Below are 21,229 nucleotides of genomic sequence, written 5' to 3'. Positions count from 1 at the left end.
CATGCAATTTCCAGAAGGATTTGTAAAAAAATATGAAGCAATATTGGGAGATGAGGCAAGAGCTTTTCTTGCCTCTTTTGATGATGAGGCTGTTTCTGCTTTTCGTATCAACCCTTTAAAAGAAAGACAGCTTTCTTTTTCAGATGCTATTCCCAATACACCCTGGGGCTACTATGGGAAGGTTTTAGGGAAATCACCAGAACATGTAACTGGCTTGGTCTATTCACAAGAACCTGCTGCACAAATGGTTGCTCAAGTAGCTCAGCCAAAGCCAAGTATGAAGGTCTTGGACCTAGCAGCAGCACCGGGCGGTAAATCAACTCAACTGGCTGCTTATCTAGCAGGTGAGGGTATTTTAGTTTCTAACGAAATTTCAAACAAACGAGCAAAAATCTTAGTTGAAAATATGGAACGCTTTGGTGCGACTAATGTTGTTGTAACCAATGAATCTGCAGACCGTTTAGCCAAGGTTTTTAAAGGCTATTTTGACCTGATCGTTTTAGATGCACCTTGCTCAGGAGAAGGAATGTTTCGTAAACAACCTGACGCTATGAATTATTGGAGTGTAGAATATCCAAGCCAATGTGCTGACTTGCAGCGTGAAATTCTAGAGGATGCGGTCACCATGTTGGCTGATGGTGGCCGTTTGGTCTATTCTACCTGTACCTGGGCTCCAGAAGAAAATGAAGAAATTGTCCAATGGTTACTGGATAGCTATGATTTTGAATTGATCCCAGTTCAACATATCAATGGAATGGTCCCTGGGATTGACTTACCTGAAGCCGCTAGAATGTATCCACATCACTTTAAGGGAGAAGGACAGTTTGTTGCCCATTTACAATTTCGAGGGGAAAATAAAGTCTCTAAGTTCAAGCCTTCTAAATCCAACCTCTCTCGAGAACAGAATTCCTTATGGCAGGATTTTGAGAAGAAACATTTAAAAGAGAAACTGGCTGGAGTCCTACAGGTTTTTGGTGACCAACTGTATCTCTTGCCTGAAGTTCTACCAGATTTGGGAAAACTTAGGATTGCACGAAACGGACTACATCTTGGAACCTTTAAGAAAAAGCGTTTCGAACCAAGTTTTGCTCTTGGCCTAGCCTTAAAACCAAGTCAAGTCAATCAAAGAATTGAAATTCATGAAGAGGACTTTGTCAAATACGTAGCTGGTGAAACAGTTCAGCTGTCTGAAACTTTGCCAAATGGCTGGTATCAAGTTTTGGTTGGTGGGAATGGTCTAGGTTTTGCAAAAGTGACTGGAAATACCTTGAAGAATTATTTCCCTAAGGGTTTGAGGTTTAAGGTAAAAAACTAGTCAAAATCAGTATTCTATGTTATAGTGGAAGTATGGATTTTTTGCATAAAACATTAGAAAAATAGGGCGAAATTCCAAGCTATTCATCATTATTTTCAAGGAGACAAATAGTGAAAAAATTTAAAAAACTCACCCTCTTTCTTGCGACCTTTTTACTTGCTGGTTCACTAGCAGGGTGTGCAAGTTGGATTGATCGTGGGGAGTCAATGACGGCTGTTGGCTCAACTGCCCTCCAACCTTTAGTCGAGGCGGCAGCAGATGAATTCGCATCAGCTCATATCGGTAAAACTGTCAATGTTCAAGGTGGTGGTTCTGGTACAGGACTATCGCAGGTTCAGTCAGGAGCAGTAGATGTCGGAAACTCGGATGTATTTGCTGAGGAAAAAGACGGTATTGATGCTTCAGCCTTGGTCGATCATAAGGTAGCTGTTGCAGGTTTGGCTGTTATTATCAATAAAGAAGTAGATGTTGATAATCTAACGACAGATCAACTCCTACAAATCTTCACAGGAGAAATTACTAACTGGAAAGAAGTCGGCGGGAAAGATTTAGCCATCTCTATAATCAACCGTGCGGCTAGTTCAGGTTCTCGTGCAACCTTTGATAGTGTGATCATGAATGGTCAATCAGCAATGCAAAGTCAGGAACAAGATTCAAACGGGATGGTCAAATCAATCGTTTCTCAAACTCCTGGAGCTATTTCCTACCTAGCATTTGCTTATGTTGATGATTCTGTTGGGACAATCAAACTCAATGGTTATGAACCAATTTCAGAGAATGTAACCACGAATAATTGGCCTTTGTGGTCTTATGAACATATGTATACACTTGGTGAGCCAAATGAATTGGTTGCCGAATTCTTAAACTTTGTCCTTTCAGACGAAGCTCAGAACGGAATCGTTAAAGGAATGGGCTATATTTCTGTTAAGGAAATGAAGGTTGAAAAAGATGCTACAGGGACTGTAACAGCGCTAGAAGGGAGTCAATAATGAATCAAGAAGAATTATCTAAAAAATTGCTCTCTCCGTCAAAGAACTCTCGTCTTGAAAAATTAGGGAAAATTCTGACTTTTGCCTGCCTCTCTTTGATTGTTATCATTGTGGCTATGATTTTAATCTTTGTAGCCCAAAAAGGTTTGTCAACCTTCTTTGTCAATGGTGTGAATATCTTTGATTTTCTCTTTGGTGCAACTTGGAATCCATCAGGTAAACAGTTTGGCGCCCTTCCAATGATTTTAGGTTCCTTTATCGTTACCATCCTATCAGCTCTTATTGCAACACCATTTGCAATTGGTGCTGCAGTCTTTATGACAGAAGTATCGCCAAAAGGAGCTAAGATTTTGCAACCAGCTATCGAACTTCTAGTTGGGATTCCTTCGGTAGTTTACGGATTTATCGGTTTGCAGGTCGTCGTACCTTTTGTACGTAGTGTCTTTGGTGGAACAGGTTTTGGTATTTTATCAGGGATTTTCGTTCTCTTTGTAATGATCTTGCCGACTGTAACCTTCATGACAACTGATAGCTTACGTGCAGTTCCTCGTCACTATCGTGAAGCTAGTTTAGCCATGGGAGCAACTCGTTGGCAAACCATCTGGCGTGTAACCTTGAAGGCTGCTCGTTCAGGTATTTTTACAGCAGTGGTTTTCGGGATGGCGCGTGCTTTCGGTGAAGCCCTTGCAATTCAGATGGTTGTTGGTAACTCAGCAGTTGTTCCAACTTCATTGACGACACCAGCAGCGACTTTAACATCTGTATTGACCATGGGAATTGGTAATACCGTTATGGGAACTGTTGATAATAATGTTCTTTGGTCACTAGCCTTAGTATTGCTTTTGATGAGCTTGGCCTTTAACAGTGTGATTAAATTGATTACGAAAGAAAGAGGAAAGAAAAACTATGCACGCTAAGAAATTAGATAAACTTGCTACAGCTGTCCTCTATACCATCGCAGGAATCATTGTGACCATCCTTGCTTCCTTGATTCTCTATATCTTGGTTCGAGGCTTACCTCATGTTTCTTGGTCCTTCTTGACTGGAAAATCATCTTCTTACCAAGCAGGTGGTGGTATTGGAATCCAGCTTTATAATTCCTTCTTCCTTTTGGTCATTACCTTATTCATCTCTGTACCTCTATCAATGGGGGCTGGAATTTATTTGGCTGAATATGCAAAAAAAGGTCGTGTTACCAACTTCGTTCGTACCTGTATTGAAATTTTGTCTTCACTGCCATCAGTCGTAGTCGGTCTCTTTGGTTACCTCATCTTTGTAGTTCAGTTCGAGTATGGATTTTCCATTATTTCTGGTGCCTTGGCTTTGACTGTCTTTAACCTTCCACAGATGACGCGTAATGTTGAAGACAGTTTGAAACACGTTCACCATACGCAACGTGAGGCTGGTTTGGCGCTTGGGCTTTCTCGTTGGGAAACAGTTCTTCATGTCGTTATCCCCGAAGCCCTACCTGGTATTGTAACAGGTATTGTGCTTGCCTCAGGTCGTATTTTTGGTGAAGCTGCGGCTCTTATCTATACTGCAGGACAATCTGCGCCAGCTCTTGACTGGTCAAACTGGAATGTCCTCAGCGTAACCAGTCCAATCTCAATCTTCCGTCAAGCAGAAACCTTGGCTGTTCATATCTGGAAAGTCAACAGTGAAGGAACTATTCCTGATGGAACACTTGTTTCAGCAGGTTCTGCTGCGGTGCTCCTCATCTTTATCTTAATCTTTAACTTTGGAGCACGTAAACTCGGAAGCTATCTACATAAGAAATTAACCGCAGCCTAAAGGAGAAGCCATGTCAAAATATAATTGGGATGAAAGGCATATCATTACTTTTCCAGAAGAAAAAGTGGCCCTCTCTACGAAGGATTTACATGTTTACTACGGTAAGAATGAATCCATCAAGGGCGTGGATATGCAATTCGAAAAAAATAAAATTACAGCCTTGATTGGTCCGTCGGGATCTGGGAAATCAACCTACCTACGCAGTCTCAACCGTATGAATGATACCATTGATATTGCTAAGGTTACAGGACAAATTCTCTATCAAGGAATTGACGTCAACCGTCCTGAAATTAATGTTTATGAAATGCGTAAACACATCGGAATGGTTTTCCAACGTCCAAACCCATTTGCTAAATCAATCTACCGCAACATCACCTTTGCACATGAACGTGCAGGTGTTAAGGATAAGAAGGTCCTTGATGAAATTGTAGAAACTTCACTTCGTCAGGCTGCCCTCTGGGACCAAGTAAAAGACGATCTTCATAAGTCAGCCTTAACTCTTTCAGGAGGTCAACAACAGCGTCTCTGTATCGCTCGTGCAATCTCTGTGAAACCAGATATCCTCTTGATGGATGAGCCAGCATCAGCCTTGGATCCGATTGCGACAGCTCAACTTGAAGAAACCATGTTGGAGTTGAAGAAGGACTTTACCATCATCATCGTAACTCACAGTATGCAACAAGCTGCGCGTGCTAGTGATTATACAGGATTCTTCTACCTGGGTGACTTGATTGAGTATGATAAAACTGCAAATATTTTCCAAAATGCTAAGCTGCAGTCAACAAATGACTATGTAACTGGACACTTTGGTTAGAGAGGAAATAGTATGACAGAACCGATTTTACAGGTTTCAGACCTGTCAGTCTATTACAATAAAAAGAAGGCCTTGAATAGTGTTTCCTTATCGTTCCAACCCAAGGAAATTACGGCCCTTATCGGTCCGTCTGGATCTGGAAAATCAACCCTTCTAAAGTCTATTAACCGAATGGGTGACCTTAATCCTGAAGTGACGACAACTGGATCAGTGGTTTATAATGGGCACAATATCTATAGTCCTCGTACGGATACAGTTGAATTACGTAAAGAAATTGGTATGGTCTTCCAACAACCCAATCCTTTTCCTATGTCTATCTATGAAAATGTCGTTTATGGCCTCCGTATAAATGGAGAAAAAGACAAGCAGGTCTTAGATGAAGCAGTGGAGAAGGCTTTACAACGTGCTTCAATCTGGGATGAAGTCAAGGACCGCTTGCATGATTCTGCTATTGGTCTTTCAGGTGGGCAACAACAACGTGTTTGTGTGGCACGTGTATTGGCGACTAGCCCTAAAATCATCCTTTTGGATGAACCAACTTCAGCCTTGGACCCTATTTCTGCTGGTAAGATTGAGGAAACCTTGTATGGTCTAAAAGACAAATACACCATGCTCTTGGTTACTCGTTCTATGCAGCAAGCATCTCGAATCTCTGATAAGACAGGCTTTTTCCTCAATGGAGATTTGATTGAATTTAACGATACCAAGGATATGTTCCTCTATCCTCAACATAAGGAGACAGAGGACTACATTTCAGGTAAATTTGGATAAGGAGTGAGAAGATGTTACGATCTCAATTTGAAGAAGATTTAGAGAAATTGCATAATCAGTTTTATGCTATGGGACAAGAAGTTCTTTCCCAAATCAATCGTACCGTACGTGCTTTTGTAACGCATGACCGTGACATGGCTAAAGAAGTCATTGAGGAAGATGCAGAAGTAAACGAATACGAAGTGAAACTTGAAAAGAAATCATTTGAAATGATTGCCCTACAACAGCCAGTTTCACAAGACTTACGTACAGTTTTAACAGTTCTAAAAGCTGTGTCAGACTTAGAACGTATGGGGGACCATGCAGTATCTATCGCAAAAGCAACGATTCGTATGAAGGGTGAGCAGCGTATCCCTGCAGTTGAAGAAGAAATTAAAAAAATGGGTCGTGAAGTAAAAAACTTTGTTGAAGCCGCATTAGAACTTTATTTGAATGGTTCTGTGGATCAAGCCTATGAAGTTGCAACCATGGATGAAACTATCAACCATTACTTTGATAATATTCGTGATCTTGCAACTGAAGAAATTAGAAAGAACCCAGAAGCTATCGTCACAGGTCGTGATTATTTCCAAGTCATTTCTTACTTGGAACGCATCGGTGACTATGCAAAAAATATCTGTGAATGGGTTGTTTACTTTGAAACAGGTAAGATTGTTGAATTGTAAGATTGATTAATTATGCAAAAAAAGGAGCTTGTTAGTAAGTAAAAGCTCCTTTTTTGAAACAAAAATTGAAAATTTTTCATAAAAATTTAGAATATGCTTGACAAACGAAGTAAATAGAGTTATAATTATACAAAATTAACAGAGAGGTTGTTTATTTATGAATTTTAAAAAATGGATATTTGTCTTATGTAGTTTTCTTGCAAGCTTCTTATTGGTGGCTTGCCAATCGTCTAGCTCAAGCTCGCAGTCTGCAGTGGAGGCCATCAAGCAAAAAGGAAAATTAGTGGTCGCAACTAGTCCCGACTATGCTCCCTTTGAGTTTCAAGCACTTGTGGATGGTAAAAACCAAGTCGTAGGTGCGGATATTGACATGGCGCAAGCAATCGCTGATGAACTTGGAGTGAAATTGGAAATTTCAAGTATGAGTTTTGATAATGTCTTGACCAGTCTTCAAACAGGAAAAGCAGACCTAGCAATTGCGGGAATCAGTGCAACTGAAGAAAGACAAGAAGTCTTTGATTTCTCAATTCCTTACTATGAAAATAAAATTAGCTTCCTTATCAGAAAGTCAGATCTTGAAAAATACAAGGATTTGGACTCTCTAGCAAGTACTAATATTGCAGCTCAAAAAGGGACTGTTCCTGAATCTATGGTTAAAGAGCAACTTCCAAAGGCACAGTTGACTTCTTTGACAAACATGGGCGAAGCAGTCAATGAGCTTCAATCAGGTAAGGTTGATGCTGTTCATATGGATGAACCAGTAGCACTAAGCTATGCTGCTAAGAACTCAGATTTGGCAGTAGCTACTGTAAGCTTGACTATGAAAGAAGGCGAAGCAAATGCGGTGGCTATCAAAAAAGGTAACTCAGATTTGAAGGAAGTAGTTGATAAGGTCATCCAAAAACTGAAAGATGACGGAACTTACCAAACTTATCTTGAAAAAGCTGCTAAGCTAACAGAAGTAGAACAATAAAAAATAACAGAGTTGGATTTCAGCCCAGCTCTGTTTTTAAATAGCTTAATGTTTCTTCAATATTTTCTAAAGGAACTTTTGCAAAGTGATAAGGACAGTTCGCTAGATAGGAAGATTCGAAGAAGTCAAGTTCTAGAGGACTGTGTTTAAGACTAGCGATGCTAGGATAGTTCCTGAGATCAAGTAAAAGCCCATCATGAAGTGGATAGCTTGGTAGGGAAATGGGATAGCTTTGTAAGAGCTGTTGGATGTGCTTCTGACTTTTTTCTTGCAGTGCCAATCGTGCTAGCCTGTTTTTCTCAAAGAGTTGACTATCAATATAAAGTGACAGGGCCTTTTGCATGATAAGGTTGTTGTCATAGTCGAGAATGTTTTTATAGGTTACAAAAGCTTCCTTGATAGTGTTTGGAAGAAGAAGGGCAGTGATTCGAAGGGCAGGAAATAGACTCGTAGAAAAGGACTTGATATAGATGACCAAATCATGTTGGTCCAAATAATGAAAGGTTTGTCCCATTTTAGGATCCAAGTCACCTAGATAGTCATCCTCAACGATATAAATCTGATATTTTGCAGCTAAGTCAAGGATAGCAAGTTTTTCCTCTTCAGAATAAGAATGGCCCAGAGGATAGTGGAAACGTGGAATGGTATAGAAGAACTTAATCTTTCCGCTTTTAAACTGTTCCTCAAGTTCTTTCAGGTCAATGCCGTTCACTCGACGTTCAATGGTTTGAAAGGGAAGATTTTGAGCTAGTAGCAGCTGGTTCATTCGATGATAGGTCGGTTGTTCGACCAGTATTTCCTGAGCTTGACCTGGAAAATCGATCTGAGAAAGAATAAACAGTGCCTGCTGGGTTCCAGACGTCATGACCAACTGGTCTGCCTTACTATAAATGGCTTGATCAAAGAGCAATGTCTGTACAGACTGACGTAATTCTTCTAAACCTTCTTGATGTTCATAGTAGTTGTAGAGATAATTTTCTCGCCCAATCAAGCTCTCATTGACACACAGACGAAAATCATCATAGGCAGCTGCGTGTTCATCATTGACTGAGATAATTAAGTCTTCATGACTGGTTTGTTGCTCCAAAACATAGTAACCACTTTGAGGTTTGGAGTAGATATATTTCTGGTATCGGAGTTCTAAGAGTGCGCGCTGTATAGTGTCTTTGCTACAGTGGAAATCTTGACTGAGTTTTCGGATAGATGGTAGGCGACTTCCAGTGGGAAATCTACCTGATTCTATCTCATTTTTTAGATAGTGAACGACTTGTTCATATTTGCTTTCTTGCTTCATCCCAGACCTCTCATGATTTTGTTACATTGTACCTTTTTTTTAGAAGTTTGGCAATGTTATACTCTTCGAAAATCTCTTCAAACCGCGTCAACGTCGCCTTGCCGTATATATGTTACTGACTTCGTCAGTCCTATCCACAACCTCAAAACAGTGTTTTGAGCTGACTACGTCAGTTCCATCTACAACCTCAAAACAGTTTTTTGAGCTGCCTTCGTCAGTTCTATCCACAACCTCAAAACAGTTTTTTGAGCTGCCTTCGTCAGTTCTATCCACAACCTCAAAGCAGTGCTTTGAGCTGACTACGTCAGTTCTATCCACAACCTCAAAACAGTGCTTTGAGCAACCTGCGGTTAGTTTCCTAGTTTGCTCTTTGATTTTCATTGAGTATTAAAAGGAAGTCTAGCATTCAATTCTAATCAGAAATGTGATATACTTAGTAAGTAAAATTTTCAAAGAAGAGTGAGATGATAAAGGTGCAAGAACCAGTTAAATTATTCCAATACAATACTTTGGGAGCCTTGATGGCGGGACTTTACGGTGGAACCATGACCGTTGGTGAATTGCTTGAACATGGTGATTTAGGATTAGGAACCCTGGATTCTATCGATGGAGAATTGATTGTCTTAGATGGGAAAGCATATCAGGCTAAGGGTTCAGGTGAGAAACCTGAAATCGTTGAAGTTTCACCAGATGCTTTGATCCCCTATGCAGCAGTTGTACCCCACCAGGCAGAAGTTATTTTCCGTCAGCGTTTTGAAATGACTGATCAGGAACTTGAAAAACGTATTGAATCCTATTATGATGGAGAAAATCTATTTCGTTCGATTAAGATTCATGGTGATTTTAAGCATATGCATGTTCGTATGATTCCAAAATCAACAACTGAAACAAAGTTTGCTGAGGTTGCGACTCATCAGCCTGAATATAGCTGTGACAATGTCTCAGGAACTATCGTTGGTTTCTGGACACCTGAAATTTTCCATGGAGTTAGTGTTGCTGGTTATCATTTGCACTTTATCTCAGATGACCTAACCTTTGGTGGCCACGTTATGGACTTTGTCATCAAGGAAGGGATTGTAGAGGTGGGAGCTGTTGACCAGTTGGATCAACGTTTTCCTGTTCAGGATCGTCAGTATCTATTTGCTAAGTTTAATGTTGACGAGATGAAAAAAGATATCGAACAGGCAGAATAAAAGGAGTCATATATGAAAATTCATGTAATAATAACGATGCTGGCTTTATTTGCCTTTCTCATTGCAGCAGTTTGGTATGCAAGAAAGCAATACAAGATTAATTTTGCAGTTTTGGGCCTTGGGGCAGTTGCATTTTTTGCCTCTTCTCAAGTCTTGGAGAAAATCGTTCATCTCTTGGTTCTCCACCCACAAAAGGATGGGACAGTTCCACTCATGTCAGAAAATCCTCTTCTCTATGTGATTTATGGCATTTCTATGGCTGCTTTATTTGAAGAAACAGCTCGACTTATTTTCTTTAAATGGTTGGAGAAGAAAAGAACTTTGGAAGATTCAGATGCTCTTGCTTATGGATTGGGACATGGTGGTTTAGAGTTGATTTATATCGGGATTGCAAGTTTACTCAATCTCTTCATCCTCTTTTCAGCAGTAGAATCTCAAAATCCAAACATTATGCAACTCTTGCCTGAAAGCACGCTTGCTACGATTAACAATCTAGCAGCATGGCAGATTTACCTTTTGGGACTAGAGAGAATCCTAGCCTTGCTTCTTCAAGTCGGCTTGACCTTCTGGGTTTATCAAGCAGTTCGCCAAAAGAAATGGATTTACCTAGTAGCTGCTTATGGTTTACACGCCCTATTTGATTTGGCTCCGAGCCTATCTCAAGTTGGTTGGTTGTCAAATCCCCTTCTAGTGGAGGTTATTCTTCTTGTAGAACTTCTGGCTTTTGTCTGGCTGACAAAATCTACATTTTGGAAAAAATCATCATAAAAAGAGGGAAACCTCTTTTTATTGTTCTCTGTTATCTCTGTTATTTGTCTGTTTATTAGCTCTTTGTAATTTTTTTTCGCTTACCTAAAATTTAAAGAAGTGACTACTGCAAGCAGATAGGAATTAGTTTTTACAAACTGTGCTTGGATAAGCTGCTTACTGGAAGATATACTATTTACCACCTCAACATCAACTCTGTCTAAGACCACAAAAAAATAAAATTTATTTCATTTTCCTCTTGACATGGAACGCGTTCCAGAATGTAAAATGGTATCAAAGGTTGGGAATGCGCATTTAAACCGACCTATCACACGCTAGCGGATAAAGAAGAAAAGAGGACAAGATTATGACCATCAAACGTATTTTTTCAGATATGGACGGCACCCTTCTAAATTCTGAGGGCCGCGTTTCTAGCGAGAATAGCAAGGCTATCCGTGATGCCCAAATTCCTTTAACTCTAGTTTCTGCTCGGGCTCCCATGGAAATGCGAGAGGCTATAGAGGAACTTCAGTTGACTGGACCTCAAGTTGCCTTTAACGGCGGTTTGATTTATCAACTTGTAGAGGGGAAAGTTAAGCCCCTTCATACAGATATCCTTCCTAGAAAGACAGCACAGACTATTTTACAGGCAGTTCGCAAGCATTTTCCACACATTAGTATCAGCTATTATGATATGACGTACTGGTATTGTGATACAATAGATGAAGGAATTCGTCTAGAACACAGAATCACGCGCCAAAAACCAACACTACAAACCGAGGCTGAGTTTCTTACTGCCAAAGATAATACTTTCAAGATTATGATGATTGCCCTAGATAATAATGACTTATTGTCTTTGGAAAAATATTTACAATCACTGGACTTGGGTGAGGTCAGCATTCTTCGATCTGGTCAGTATCATCTGGAAATTACCAGCAAAACCGCTAAAAAATCAAAAGGTATTGCCTATATTATCAAAAAAGAGGGGCTTGATAAGAGTCAGACTGCTGCCTTTGGTGATGGGCACAACGATATTCCAATGCTCGAGATGGTGGGTTATCCTATCGTGATGGACAATGCATTTCCTGACATCAAAGAGCTAGCTTATAAGGTTACGCGTAGTAATGATGATCACGGTGTCGGCTATGGCATACGTAAGTATCTTAAAAAATTGAACTAATCACGTGTTTGGAGGGCGTCAATCCTCCCATAGAAAGAAAACAATGACAAATATTCGAAAAATTGCCAAACTGAGTGGCTATTCTGTTTCTAGCGTATCACGGGTTATTAATAACCATCCTCATGTTTCAGAGGAAGCTCGCCAGAAAATTTTGCAAGTTATGGAGGAATTGGACTATCGTCCCAACATCCTAGCTCAGGAATTAAGTTCGGGTTCGACTCGTAGGGTTGGTGTTGTAATTCCCTACACAACACTCCATCCATATTTCAGTCAGTTACTGAATGGGCTTTTGGATGCGGCCTTGGCTCATAACCACACCCTACTCATCCTACCTTCTCGATATGATATAGATTTGGAAAAAAATTACCTGGAGCAACTTCGAGGACGGGCCTTCGACAGTCTGATTTTCACCTCTCGCAGTGTTGATATAGAAACCATTGCTTCTTACGCTAAGTATGGCAACATTGTCTGCTGCGAGGAAGTGCAGGAACACAATCTAAGCAGCGTCTATGTGAACCGGATCCATGCCTGCAAGACAGCCTTCAACTGGATTAAAGACCAGGGGAAAAGCAAGATTGCTTTGCTATTTACCCGAAAAGACTTAAAAAGTTCTACTTATCGTCTAACCATGGAAGCTTATAAGGAAGTCTTTGGTGAGAAAGAGGAACCTCTGATTTTGGACGGAATTTCCACTGGGGAGGATGCTTATGAACAAGGAGACAGCTTGATTAAGCATGATTTAGACTGTATTTTTAGCAATGGAGATGATGTAGCAACTGGTGTAGTTCGCTATTATCAGGAGAAAAATCTTGAATTACCCTTGTTGATTGGCCAAGAAAAGCAATTGACAGGAGAGGTACTGGGGATTCCTACCATTGATAACAAATCCTACCAACTCGGTCAGGAAAGTTTCAAACAAGCACTCTCGGACGAAAAACGGACCATTATCCTACAATCGGAGTTTATCATACGATGATAAAATAGGCTCAAGCGACAACCGTCACTTGAGACCTGTTTTTCTTTTATACAGTATCCGTAAACAAACTAGGATGCAGATGCTTAGGCAGGCAATTAAAACCAGACGATAAGGATCAAACTCTGAGCTAGAACTAGATAGGTGCACCAAGTTTCCAGAGAGATAAAAGACTAGTACACTAACAAGATAGGCAATTCCCTGATAAATATTCCAAATAGTAAAGGGGTTGGGGCTAGCTGCCTGGTGTTTGACTAGGGAAATGTAGAGTCCCCATAGAGCTCCGATAGCTCCATTTAATACGCCCCAACCGATGCTCCAAAAGACTGTATAGGATGTAGCATCATGAGGAAGAAAGAATATCAAGAGAATCTCGCATCCCGTCATCACTAACAATATTGTGAAAAACAAAGAACGTCTTTTCTCAAAACAAGGACCTGCAAGAGCAAGGGCCAGGACATTTCCCAACAGGCTCATACTCGAATACAAAGATACAAGTTTAGCGGATAGGTGCAATACTTGTACCATATAGAGGACATTTATGGTTAAGGTTATATATAAAATCAAGCTATCCAAAAGTAGGATACGTAGATGGTACCAGATTTGTTTTTTCAAAACTTGCCAATCCATCCGCCCTGTTTCTTGGTGATTTTGAAACAAATGATAGTCAGTCTGTAACTGTTTCAAAAGGATAAACTGCAAGATTAAACTAACAAGTGCAATCCCTAGTAGGCAACGATAATGGAATGAAGTCAGCTCCTTTCCTATATAAAAGGAAATAAGGAGAGTATAAAAGCTAGTTACCAGCTGAAATAAACCTAAGTGACTGAGAAATTTTGCACGGGATTTTTCTTCTGTTACCAATAGTATCAAAGGATTCCAAGTCAGTCCAAAGCCTAGCTCCACGGTTATCTGATACAGAACTAGAAAAACAGTGTAGATAGAAAAAGTCACCCTTTCATAGGGAATTACCACTAATATTGCTATCAAACACAGCTTAGACAGTACACTCCACCGCATTAAGTCAAGGAGATTTTTCCTTCGCATCAGATAAGACAAGGGAATGCGGACAAGGGCAATAATGGGCAGCATGGTAATCAGCCAGCTATTTTGCAAATCACTAAACCCTAAAATCTGACTCATAAAAAGAATCATGAAGTCACCTGTGATGGTGATAGAGATAATTTGATTACTGAGGCTGAGCCCTACTATACTAGATTGATACGATTTTTTCATACGTTCTCCTTTCTTGGCCCATTATAAACCAACGTTTATCGCTTTTCTAGGAGTTCATGATGAAGAAATATGCACTTATGTTGCAAGGAGAAAGTATTTATGAAACTTTGGAACTATTTTAAAGAAACATCCAAGGAATTTTATTTAGAAGAATGTGGGATTGATGATTTTTCTAACTTTCCGTTTTACGATTATACTGTTTTTCAGGATTTTGTCATTCACTGGATTTGCGAAGGGAAAGGTTACTTGGAAGTTGATGGTCAAACCTATTCTTTGGAGAAAAATGATGGTTTTATCCTAAAAAAAGGACAAAAAGTGCGCTATTGGGCTAATCAAGAAGATCCTTGGATAACCTATTGGTTGGGATTTTCTGGTGAAAAACTGACCGAATACCTCCAAAACACACAAGTATTTTCTGTGCCTGTTTGTCATTTTTGTAGTCATTTTAAAAGTCGGGAAATCATTGAAGACATTTGTCACAAAACGGCAGAAAATAAGCAAAATGAAAGCTGGTACCGTATGCAAGTGTTTACCTTCCTCTACTATCTGCAGGAAGAACTTCCAGCAGAAATGCCACTGACTTCTGCTCAACTCACTGTCGAAAAAGCTGCACAAATTTTGCTACAGCAGTACGCACAAGATATCTCCATTCAAGAGTTGGCATCCCAAGTCGGACTCAGTCGCAGTACCTTGTTTCGTCAGTTTAAGAAACATTACCATAAATCTCCTCAGCAATTTCTCCTTGAAACCCGTCTGCTAAAGGCAAGAACTCTCCTAACTGATACAGATTTGTCTATAAAAGAAATTACCATGGAAGTCGGATATCAGGATCAGCTAGTCTTTTCAAAGGCTTTTAAGAATTTTTTCTCTATAAGTCCTAAATTTTATCGTCAAGGCTGGGAAAATCATCCAACTGATTAGAATACATTCTAGATTATACATTTAGGATACTCTTATTGATTACTTCAAGTTCAAATAGATTCAATATAAAAAATCTTTTTTTAACTGCATCCCAAAAGTTAGACAGTATACATCTAATTCTTGGGATGTTTTTATTCACATCAATCATTTGAAAAAGCTAACCAAATCATCGAAAAATAGAGCTAAAAATGGTATAATGGAATGAATTTTATAAAAGGATTAGAAAAATGACCGTATTAGATAAATTAAATGAAACCTTAGAAGGAATCGATATTCGATTCGATGAACCGTTAAAAACTTATACCTATACCAAAGTTGGAGGGAAGGCAGATTATTTAGTATTTCCTCGTAATCGCTACGAGATGGCTCGTGTGGTAAAATTTGCCAATCAGGAAAACATTCCTTGGATGGTTCTTGGAAATGCAAGTAACATTATCGTCCGTGAGGGTGGCGTTCGTGGTTTTGTAATCATGTGTGACAAGCTTAATAACGTTTCTGTTGATGGCTATACCATCGAGGCAGAAGCTGGAGCTAACTTGATTGAAACCACTCGTATTGCCCTCCGTCATAGCTTGACTGGTTTTGAGTTTGCTTGTGGAATTCCAGGAAGCGTCGGTGGTGCTGTCTTTATGAATGCCGGGGCTTATGGTGGTGAGATTGCTCATGTTCTCCAGTCTTGTCAAATCTTGACTAAGGAAGGTGAAATCGAAACCTTGTCTGCTAAAGATTTGGCCTTTGGTTATCGTCATTCAGCCATTCAAGCATCTGGAGCAGTTGTCCTATCTGCTAAGTTTGCCTTAGCTCCAGGTAATCACCAAGTCATCAAGCAAGAGATGGACCGCTTGACCCACCTTCGTGAACTCAAACAACCTTTAGAGTATCCTTCTTGTGGGTCAGTCTTTAAACGTCCAGTGGGTCATTTTGCTGGACAATTGATTGCAGAAGCTGGTTTGAAGGGTTATCGTATCGGTGGCGTCGAAGTTTCAGAAAAGCATGCAGGCTTTATGGTCAATATTGCTGATGGAACTGCCAGAGATTATGAAGACTTGATTGAGTCTGTCATTGAAAAGGTTAAAGAACACTCAGGTGTTACTCTCGAGCGAGAAGTTCGTATCTTGGGTGAACATGAGTAAATACTATAAATAGCTTTGCTGCTACTAACTAGAATGTCGAGGGGGTAAAAGCCTATCGGTAGCGAAGATGCATGCAGGAGGCCTAACTCCCTGCAAGAGGTAGTGGTGGCCTGACAGAGCCCTGATCTGTTAATCTATGAAAAAGAAGGAATTTATGCCAATTGAAAAAACCAATTATCGAATTCAAAAACGTTTCTAAAGTTTTTGAAGATAGCAACACCAAGGTTCTCAAAGACATTAACTTTGAGTTGGAAGAAGGGAAGTTTTACACACTGCTAGGAGCATCTGGTTCAGGTAAATCAACCATTCTCAATATCATCGCCGGTTTGCTAGACGCAACGACTGGAGATATTTTACTGGATGGCGTGCGAATCAATGATATCCCAACTAATAAGCGCGATGTTCATACAGTCTTCCAATCATATGCCTTGTTTCCGCATATGAATGTCTTTGAGAATGTTGCCTTTCCATTGCGATTGCGTAAGGTCGATAAAAAAGAAATCGAACGACGTGTATTAGAAGTTCTCAAGATGGTACAGTTGGAAGGTTTCGAAAAACGTTCCATCCGTAAGCTTTCTGGAGGACAACGCCAGCGTGTAGCTATTGCGCGTGCGATTATCAACCAGCCTCGTGTGGTACTCTTGGATGAACCTTTGTCAGCCTTGGACTTGAAATTGCGAACAGATATGCAGTACGAACTGCGTGAACTGCAACAGCGATTGGGCATTACTTTTGTCTTTGTTACCCACGATCAAGAAGAAGCCTTGGCTATGAGTGACTGGATTTTCGTTATGAATGATGGTGAAATTGTTCAGTCAGGAACACCAGTTGACATCTACGACGAGCCAATCAACCACTTTGTTGCCACCTTCATTGGTGAATCAAATATCCTGCCTGGAACTATGATTGAGGACTACTTGGTCGAGTTTAACGGCAAACGCTTTGAAGCGGTCGACGGTGGGATGAAACCAAATGAACCAGTCGAAGTCGTGATTCGCCCAGAAGACTTGCGCATTACCCTTCCAGAAGAAGGAAAACTTCAAGTGAAGGTCGATACCCAACTTTTCCGTGGGGTTCACTATGAGATTATCGCTTATGATGAACTGGGCAATGAATGGATGATTCACTCAACTCGTAAGGCAATCGTTGGTGAGGAAATCGGTCTGGACTTTGAACCAGAAGACATCCACATCATGCGTCTTAATGAAACAGAAGAAGAGTTCGATGCACGTATCGAGGAATACGTAGAAATCGAAGAGCAAGAAGCAGGTTTGATTAACGCTATCGAGGAGGAAAGAGATGAAGAAAACAACCTCTAAACTCTTTGTAGTTCCCTACATGCTTTGGATTGCACTCTTTGTATTGGCACCCTTGGTCTTGATATTCGGGCAATCCTTTTTCAACATCGAAGGCCAGTTCAGTTTAGAAAACTATAAATCCTATTTTGCGTCACAAAATTTGACCTATCTCAAAATGAGTTTTAACTCAGTTCTCTATGCTGGGATTGTAACTCTAGTGACACTTCTTATCAGTTATCCAACAGCCCTCTTTTTGACCCGTCTGAAACACCGTCAACTTTGGCTCATGCTCATCATTTTGCCAACCTGGATAAATCTCCTTCTTAAGGCTTATGCCTTTATTGGGATTTTTGGGCAAAATGGCTCTATTAACCAATTCCTCGAATTTATCGGAATCGGTTCGCAGCAGTTGCTCTTTACGGATTTCTCATTTATCTTTGTTGCAAGCTACATCGAGCTTCCATTTATGATTTTGCCTATCTTCAATGTCTTGGATGATATGGATAATAACCTCATTAATGCTAGCTATGACCTCGGTGCAACCAAGTGGGAGACTTTCCGTCATGTCATCTTCCCTCTGTCTATGAATGGAGTGCGAAGTGGTGTCCAATCTGTCTTTATCCCGAGTTTAAGTCTCTTTATGTTGACCCGTTTGATTGGGGGGAACCGAGTGATTACCTTGGGGACTGCCATTGAGCAGAACTTCCTGACAAACGATAATTACGGTATGGGTTCAACTATCGGTGTTGTTCTTATCCTGACCATGTTTATCACCATGTGGGTGACTAAGGAAAGGAGAGAACGATGAAAAAATTATCAAATCTTTACCTAGCCTTTGTCTTTATCGTCCTCTATCTGCCAATCTTTTACTTGATTGGTTATGCCTTCAATGCTGGGGATGATATGAATAGCTTTACAGGCTTTAGTTTGTCTCACTTTGAAACCATGTTTGGCGATGGAAGACTCATGCTAATCTTGGTTCAGACCTTTTTACTAGCCTTCCTATCGGCCCTGATTGCGACTATCATTGGGACTTTTGGTGCCATTTACATCTACCAATCTCGAAAAAAATACCAAGAAGCCTTCCTATCACTCAATAACATTTTGATGGTTGCACCTGACGTTATGATTGGTGCCAGCTTCTTGATTCTCTTTACACAACTCAAGTTTTCACTTGGATTTTTGACAGTTCTGTCTAGTCACGTGGCCTTCTCCATTCCAATCGTAGTGCTTATGGTCTTGCCTCGATTAAAAGAGATGAATGGAGATATGATCCATGCAGCCTATGACCTTGGAGCTAGTCAGTTCCAGATGTTTAAGGAAATTATGCTTCCTTACCTAACGCCGTCTATTATTGCAGGTTACTTCATGGCATTCACCTATTCATTAGATGACTTTGCCGTGACCTTCTTTGTAACGGGAAATGGTTTTTCAACCCTATCAGTCGAGATCTACTCTCGAGCTCGTAAGGGAATTTCGCTAGAAATCAATGCTCTTTCAGCCTTGGTCTTTCTCTTTAGTATTATCCTAGTTGTCGGATATTACTTCATTTCACGTGAGAAGGAGGAGCAAGCATGAAACGACTCTATTCATTTTTAGCAGGAATTCTAGCCATTATCCTTGTTTTATGGGGAATTTCTTCTCATCTTGACAGTGAAATCAATAGCCGTGATAGTCAAAAATTGGTTATCTACAACTGGGGAGACTATATCGATCCTGAACTTCTGGAGAAATTTACAGAAGAAACAGGAATCCAAGTCCAGTACGAAACCTTTGACTCTAACGAAGCCATGTACACTAAAATCAAGCAGGGTGGAACAACTTATGATATTGCCATCCCAAGTGAGTACATGATCAACAAGATGAAGGATGAAGACCTTCTAGTTCCACTGGATTATAGTAAGATTGAGGGCATTGAGAATATCGGTTCTGAATTTCTCAACCAGTCCTTTGATCCCAACAACCAGTACTCTATCCCATACTTCTGGGGGACCTTGGGAATCGTCTACAATGAGACTATGGTGGAAGAAGCGCCTGAACATTGGGACGACCTTTGGAAGCCAGAGTATAAGAACTCCATTATGCTTTTTGATGGGGCGCGTGAAGTACTTGGTTTAGGTCTTAACTCACTAGGCTATAGCCTCAACTCTAAAGATCCACAGCAGTTGGAAGAAACGGTAGATAAGCTCTATAAGCTAACACCTAATATCAAGGCTATTGTTGCGGATGAGATGAAGGGGTACATGATTCAGAATAACGCTGCCATCGGTGTGACCTTCTCAGGAGAAGCCAGTCAGATGCTAGAGAAAAATGAAAATCTTCGCTATGTCGTACCGACAGAAGCAAGTAACCTCTGGTTTGACAATATGGTCATTCCCAAAACAGTCAAAAACCAAGACGCAGCCTATGCCTTTATCAACTTTATGCTGAAGCCCGAAAATGCTCTCAAGAATGCTGAGTATGTCGGCTATTCAACACCAAACAATGTTGCTAAAGAAATGCTCCCTGAGGAGACAAAAGAGGACAAGTCCTTCTATCCTGATGCAGATACTATGAAACACCTAGAAGTTTATGAGAAGTTTGACCATAAATGGACAGGAATCTACAGCGATCTCTTCCTGCAATTTAAGATGTATCGGAAGTAGGAGATTATCTGCTATCGGAAATAATTTCAATCAGACAAAAAAATAAAACCTAGCCATAGATAATTAACTATTTTATGGCTAGGTTATTTATTAAAATAGATTATGAATTAGTAGAAAAATATAGTTAACTATGCTATAATTTCGATAGAGTTAAAGGCTTTTTAATTTATGATTGAGGTAGTAGTTATGATTAAAAAAGCTATTTTTAGAGGAATGATTCCTTTTGTCATAATGACCAGTTTGGCAATTTTTATGAGACTTCAAGGGACTGATATTTTTCATGTTAAAAGTACATTTTTGGTTGGCATTATTGCTACCTCGATAGCATCAGCCTCGGTAATTTATGAAATTGAAAAATGGTCGCTATTTAAACAATCTATTATACATTTTATCATTATGCTTTTTACAGTTCTTCCCTGTCTTCTATTTAGTGGATGGTATAAGTTGATCTCAATTTTGGATTATCTCATTGTTTTAGGTCAATTCTTATTGGTTGGATGTTTATTGTGGTCTATCGCCTATATAATATTTGGTAAACTGTTAAAAAAATGAGTTTTACTTCATAGTTATTAAGCTTGACGAACCTCTTCAAAAACGATATAATAAGAAAGTTGAGAATTGATTTTCTCCCCATCTTAGTTCAGAGAATTGGCGGTGCTGCGAGCCATCTAAGATAGAAAATCATGCTACTCAATCTAACAATTGCATAAGAATCAAAGAATGACAAGTTCATTGAATGAAGGTGGTACCGCGGTTTTTCGCCCTTCGTGATATGGATTTGTCTTTTATTTTTGGAGGTGTTTATGAGAACATTTCTTGTCAAACAAAAATTTCGCCTAGGTGGTGAACGCTTTGATATCAAGGATGAAATGGGCAATGTCGCCTATCAGGTTGAAGGTTCATTTTTTAAGATTCCTAAAACCTTTACCATCTATGATGTTGCTGGTGAACAGGTCAGTGAGATTAGTAAGGAAGTCTTAACTTTCCTACCTCGTTTTGAGATTCAACTCAGTAATGGAGATCATTTTTATATCCGAAAGAAGTTGACTTTCTTCAGAGATAAGTATGAGTTTGACAATCTCGGCCTTCGCATCGAAGGAAATGTCTGGGATTTAAATTTTAAATTGCTGGACGACCGTGACCAAGTGATTGCTGAGATTACCAAGGAACTCTTCCATTTAACCTCTACCTATACCGTAACCGTCTATGACGAATCTTATGCAGACCTAGTCATTTCCCTCTGTGTCGCTATCGACTATGTGGAAATGCTAGAAAGCCAATCAAATTAGTA

Annotated in this window: 22 protein-coding genes; 20 read left to right on the top strand and 2 right to left on the bottom strand. The window is 39.9% G+C overall.

From position 1 onward, the window contains the following. Position 1: 1 nt before the first annotated feature. The 8 genes from HMPREF1116_RS07485 to HMPREF1116_RS07450 all read left to right on the top strand — a co-directional run bounded on the left by HMPREF1116_RS07485 (position 2) and on the right by HMPREF1116_RS07450 (position 7,318). Positions 2–1,315 carry an RsmF rRNA methyltransferase first C-terminal domain-containing protein gene (locus HMPREF1116_RS07485; RefSeq protein ID WP_001160281.1) on the top strand — a complete coding sequence of 438 codons (1,314 nt, stop codon included), beginning with the start codon at positions 2–4 and terminating at the stop codon, positions 1,313–1,315. Positions 1,316–1,425: 110 nt separating this feature from the next. Beyond that, entirely contained in the window at positions 1,426–2,304 is an 879-nt protein-coding gene (locus tag HMPREF1116_RS07480) for a phosphate ABC transporter substrate-binding protein PstS (protein WP_000713723.1), read from the top strand. Beyond that, positions 2,304–3,221 (top strand): phosphate ABC transporter permease subunit PstC, encoded by a 918-nt coding sequence (gene pstC, locus HMPREF1116_RS07475; RefSeq protein ID WP_001070955.1) that lies wholly within the window; start codon positions 2,304–2,306, stop codon positions 3,219–3,221. Before HMPREF1116_RS07480 ends, pstC begins: the two co-directional genes overlap by 1 nt. Next, positions 3,211–4,095: a phosphate ABC transporter permease PstA gene (pstA, locus tag HMPREF1116_RS07470; protein WP_000543058.1), complete on the top strand. Its 885-nt coding sequence runs from the start codon at positions 3,211–3,213 to the stop codon at positions 4,093–4,095. Before pstC ends, pstA begins: the two co-directional genes overlap by 11 nt. A gap of 10 nt (positions 4,096–4,105) precedes the next feature. After that, positions 4,106–4,909, top strand: a complete 804-nt coding sequence (gene pstB, locus HMPREF1116_RS07465) for a phosphate ABC transporter ATP-binding protein PstB (RefSeq protein WP_000049858.1) — start codon at positions 4,106–4,108, stop codon at positions 4,907–4,909. 12 nt (positions 4,910–4,921) lie between these two features. Continuing rightward, a complete protein-coding gene (gene pstB / locus HMPREF1116_RS07460; RefSeq protein WP_000138672.1) occupies positions 4,922–5,680 on the top strand; it encodes a phosphate ABC transporter ATP-binding protein PstB in 759 nt (252 codons plus the stop codon). Between the two features lie 11 nt (positions 5,681–5,691). After that, positions 5,692–6,345, top strand: a complete 654-nt coding sequence (phoU, locus tag HMPREF1116_RS07455; protein WP_000946478.1) for a phosphate signaling complex protein PhoU — start codon at positions 5,692–5,694, stop codon at positions 6,343–6,345. A 157-nt stretch (positions 6,346–6,502) separates the two neighbouring features. Continuing rightward, complete coding sequence (locus HMPREF1116_RS07450; RefSeq protein ID WP_007555305.1) at positions 6,503–7,318, top strand: ABC transporter substrate-binding protein; 816 nt, start codon at positions 6,503–6,505, stop codon at positions 7,316–7,318. Between the two features lie 19 nt (positions 7,319–7,337). On the opposite strand, the gene HMPREF1116_RS07445 is transcribed toward HMPREF1116_RS07450, so the two are convergent. Beyond that, positions 7,338–8,612, bottom strand: a complete 1,275-nt coding sequence (locus HMPREF1116_RS07445; RefSeq protein ID WP_000808265.1) for an aminotransferase-like domain-containing protein — start codon at positions 8,610–8,612, stop codon at positions 7,338–7,340. 464 nt (positions 8,613–9,076) lie between these two features. Between HMPREF1116_RS07445 and budA the strand changes: the two genes are divergently transcribed. The 4 genes from budA (at position 9,077) to HMPREF1116_RS07425 (ending at position 12,708) form a co-directional block, all read left to right on the top strand. Continuing rightward, on the top strand, positions 9,077–9,805 hold the full coding sequence (budA, locus tag HMPREF1116_RS07440) for an acetolactate decarboxylase (protein WP_000598746.1): 729 nt from the start codon (positions 9,077–9,079) through the stop codon (positions 9,803–9,805). 12 nt (positions 9,806–9,817) lie between these two features. After that, entirely contained in the window at positions 9,818–10,573 is a 756-nt protein-coding gene (locus HMPREF1116_RS07435) for a YhfC family intramembrane metalloprotease (protein WP_007555319.1), read from the top strand. 346 nt (positions 10,574–10,919) lie between these two features. Continuing rightward, positions 10,920–11,732, top strand: coding sequence for a Cof-type HAD-IIB family hydrolase (locus HMPREF1116_RS07430; RefSeq protein WP_000153222.1), 813 nt, complete (start codon positions 10,920–10,922; stop codon positions 11,730–11,732). A gap of 43 nt (positions 11,733–11,775) precedes the next feature. Beyond that, entirely contained in the window at positions 11,776–12,708 is a 933-nt protein-coding gene (locus HMPREF1116_RS07425; protein ID WP_000182000.1) for a LacI family DNA-binding transcriptional regulator, read from the top strand. Positions 12,709–12,732: 24 nt separating this feature from the next. On the opposite strand, the gene HMPREF1116_RS07420 is transcribed toward HMPREF1116_RS07425, so the two are convergent. Then, positions 12,733–13,941: a hypothetical protein gene (locus tag HMPREF1116_RS07420; protein ID WP_000750387.1), complete on the bottom strand. Its 1,209-nt coding sequence runs from the start codon at positions 13,939–13,941 to the stop codon at positions 12,733–12,735. Positions 13,942–14,040: 99 nt separating this feature from the next. Between HMPREF1116_RS07420 and HMPREF1116_RS07415 the strand changes: the two genes are divergently transcribed. The 8 genes from HMPREF1116_RS07415 to HMPREF1116_RS07385 all read left to right on the top strand — a co-directional run bounded on the left by HMPREF1116_RS07415 (position 14,041) and on the right by HMPREF1116_RS07385 (position 21,227). Then, the gene (locus HMPREF1116_RS07415; RefSeq protein ID WP_000780533.1) at positions 14,041–14,862 is read left to right on the top strand and encodes an AraC family transcriptional regulator; all 822 of its coding nucleotides are present in this window, start codon (positions 14,041–14,043) and stop codon (positions 14,860–14,862) included. Positions 14,863–15,089: 227 nt separating this feature from the next. Next, positions 15,090–15,995, top strand: a complete 906-nt coding sequence (gene murB / locus HMPREF1116_RS07410; protein ID WP_000217068.1) for a UDP-N-acetylmuramate dehydrogenase — start codon at positions 15,090–15,092, stop codon at positions 15,993–15,995. A 161-nt stretch (positions 15,996–16,156) separates the two neighbouring features. Next, entirely contained in the window at positions 16,157–17,314 is a 1,158-nt protein-coding gene (locus HMPREF1116_RS07405; RefSeq protein WP_000742906.1) for an ABC transporter ATP-binding protein, read from the top strand. Further along, positions 17,295–18,101 (top strand): ABC transporter permease, encoded by an 807-nt coding sequence (locus HMPREF1116_RS07400; protein ID WP_000754116.1) that lies wholly within the window; start codon positions 17,295–17,297, stop codon positions 18,099–18,101. Before HMPREF1116_RS07405 ends, HMPREF1116_RS07400 begins: the two co-directional genes overlap by 20 nt. After that, positions 18,098–18,871, top strand: coding sequence for an ABC transporter permease (locus HMPREF1116_RS07395; protein WP_000736631.1), 774 nt, complete (start codon positions 18,098–18,100; stop codon positions 18,869–18,871). Before HMPREF1116_RS07400 ends, HMPREF1116_RS07395 begins: the two co-directional genes overlap by 4 nt. Continuing rightward, positions 18,868–19,938 carry an ABC transporter substrate-binding protein gene (locus HMPREF1116_RS07390; RefSeq protein WP_000827084.1) on the top strand — a complete coding sequence of 357 codons (1,071 nt, stop codon included), beginning with the start codon at positions 18,868–18,870 and terminating at the stop codon, positions 19,936–19,938. Before HMPREF1116_RS07395 ends, HMPREF1116_RS07390 begins: the two co-directional genes overlap by 4 nt. A 186-nt stretch (positions 19,939–20,124) precedes the next feature. Beyond that, positions 20,125–20,490 (top strand): DUF3021 family protein, encoded by a 366-nt coding sequence (locus HMPREF1116_RS0102270; RefSeq protein WP_000591174.1) that lies wholly within the window; start codon positions 20,125–20,127, stop codon positions 20,488–20,490. Between the two features lie 251 nt (positions 20,491–20,741). Next, positions 20,742–21,227 carry an LURP-one-related/scramblase family protein gene (locus tag HMPREF1116_RS07385; RefSeq protein ID WP_001258742.1) on the top strand — a complete coding sequence of 162 codons (486 nt, stop codon included), beginning with the start codon at positions 20,742–20,744 and terminating at the stop codon, positions 21,225–21,227. Positions 21,228–21,229 lie beyond the last annotated feature (2 nt).

The organism is Streptococcus sp. SK140, from assembly GCF_000259525.1.
Classification (GTDB): Bacteria; Bacillota; Bacilli; order Lactobacillales; family Streptococcaceae; genus Streptococcus.
This window is presented reverse-complemented; position numbering and strand designations above follow the sequence as displayed.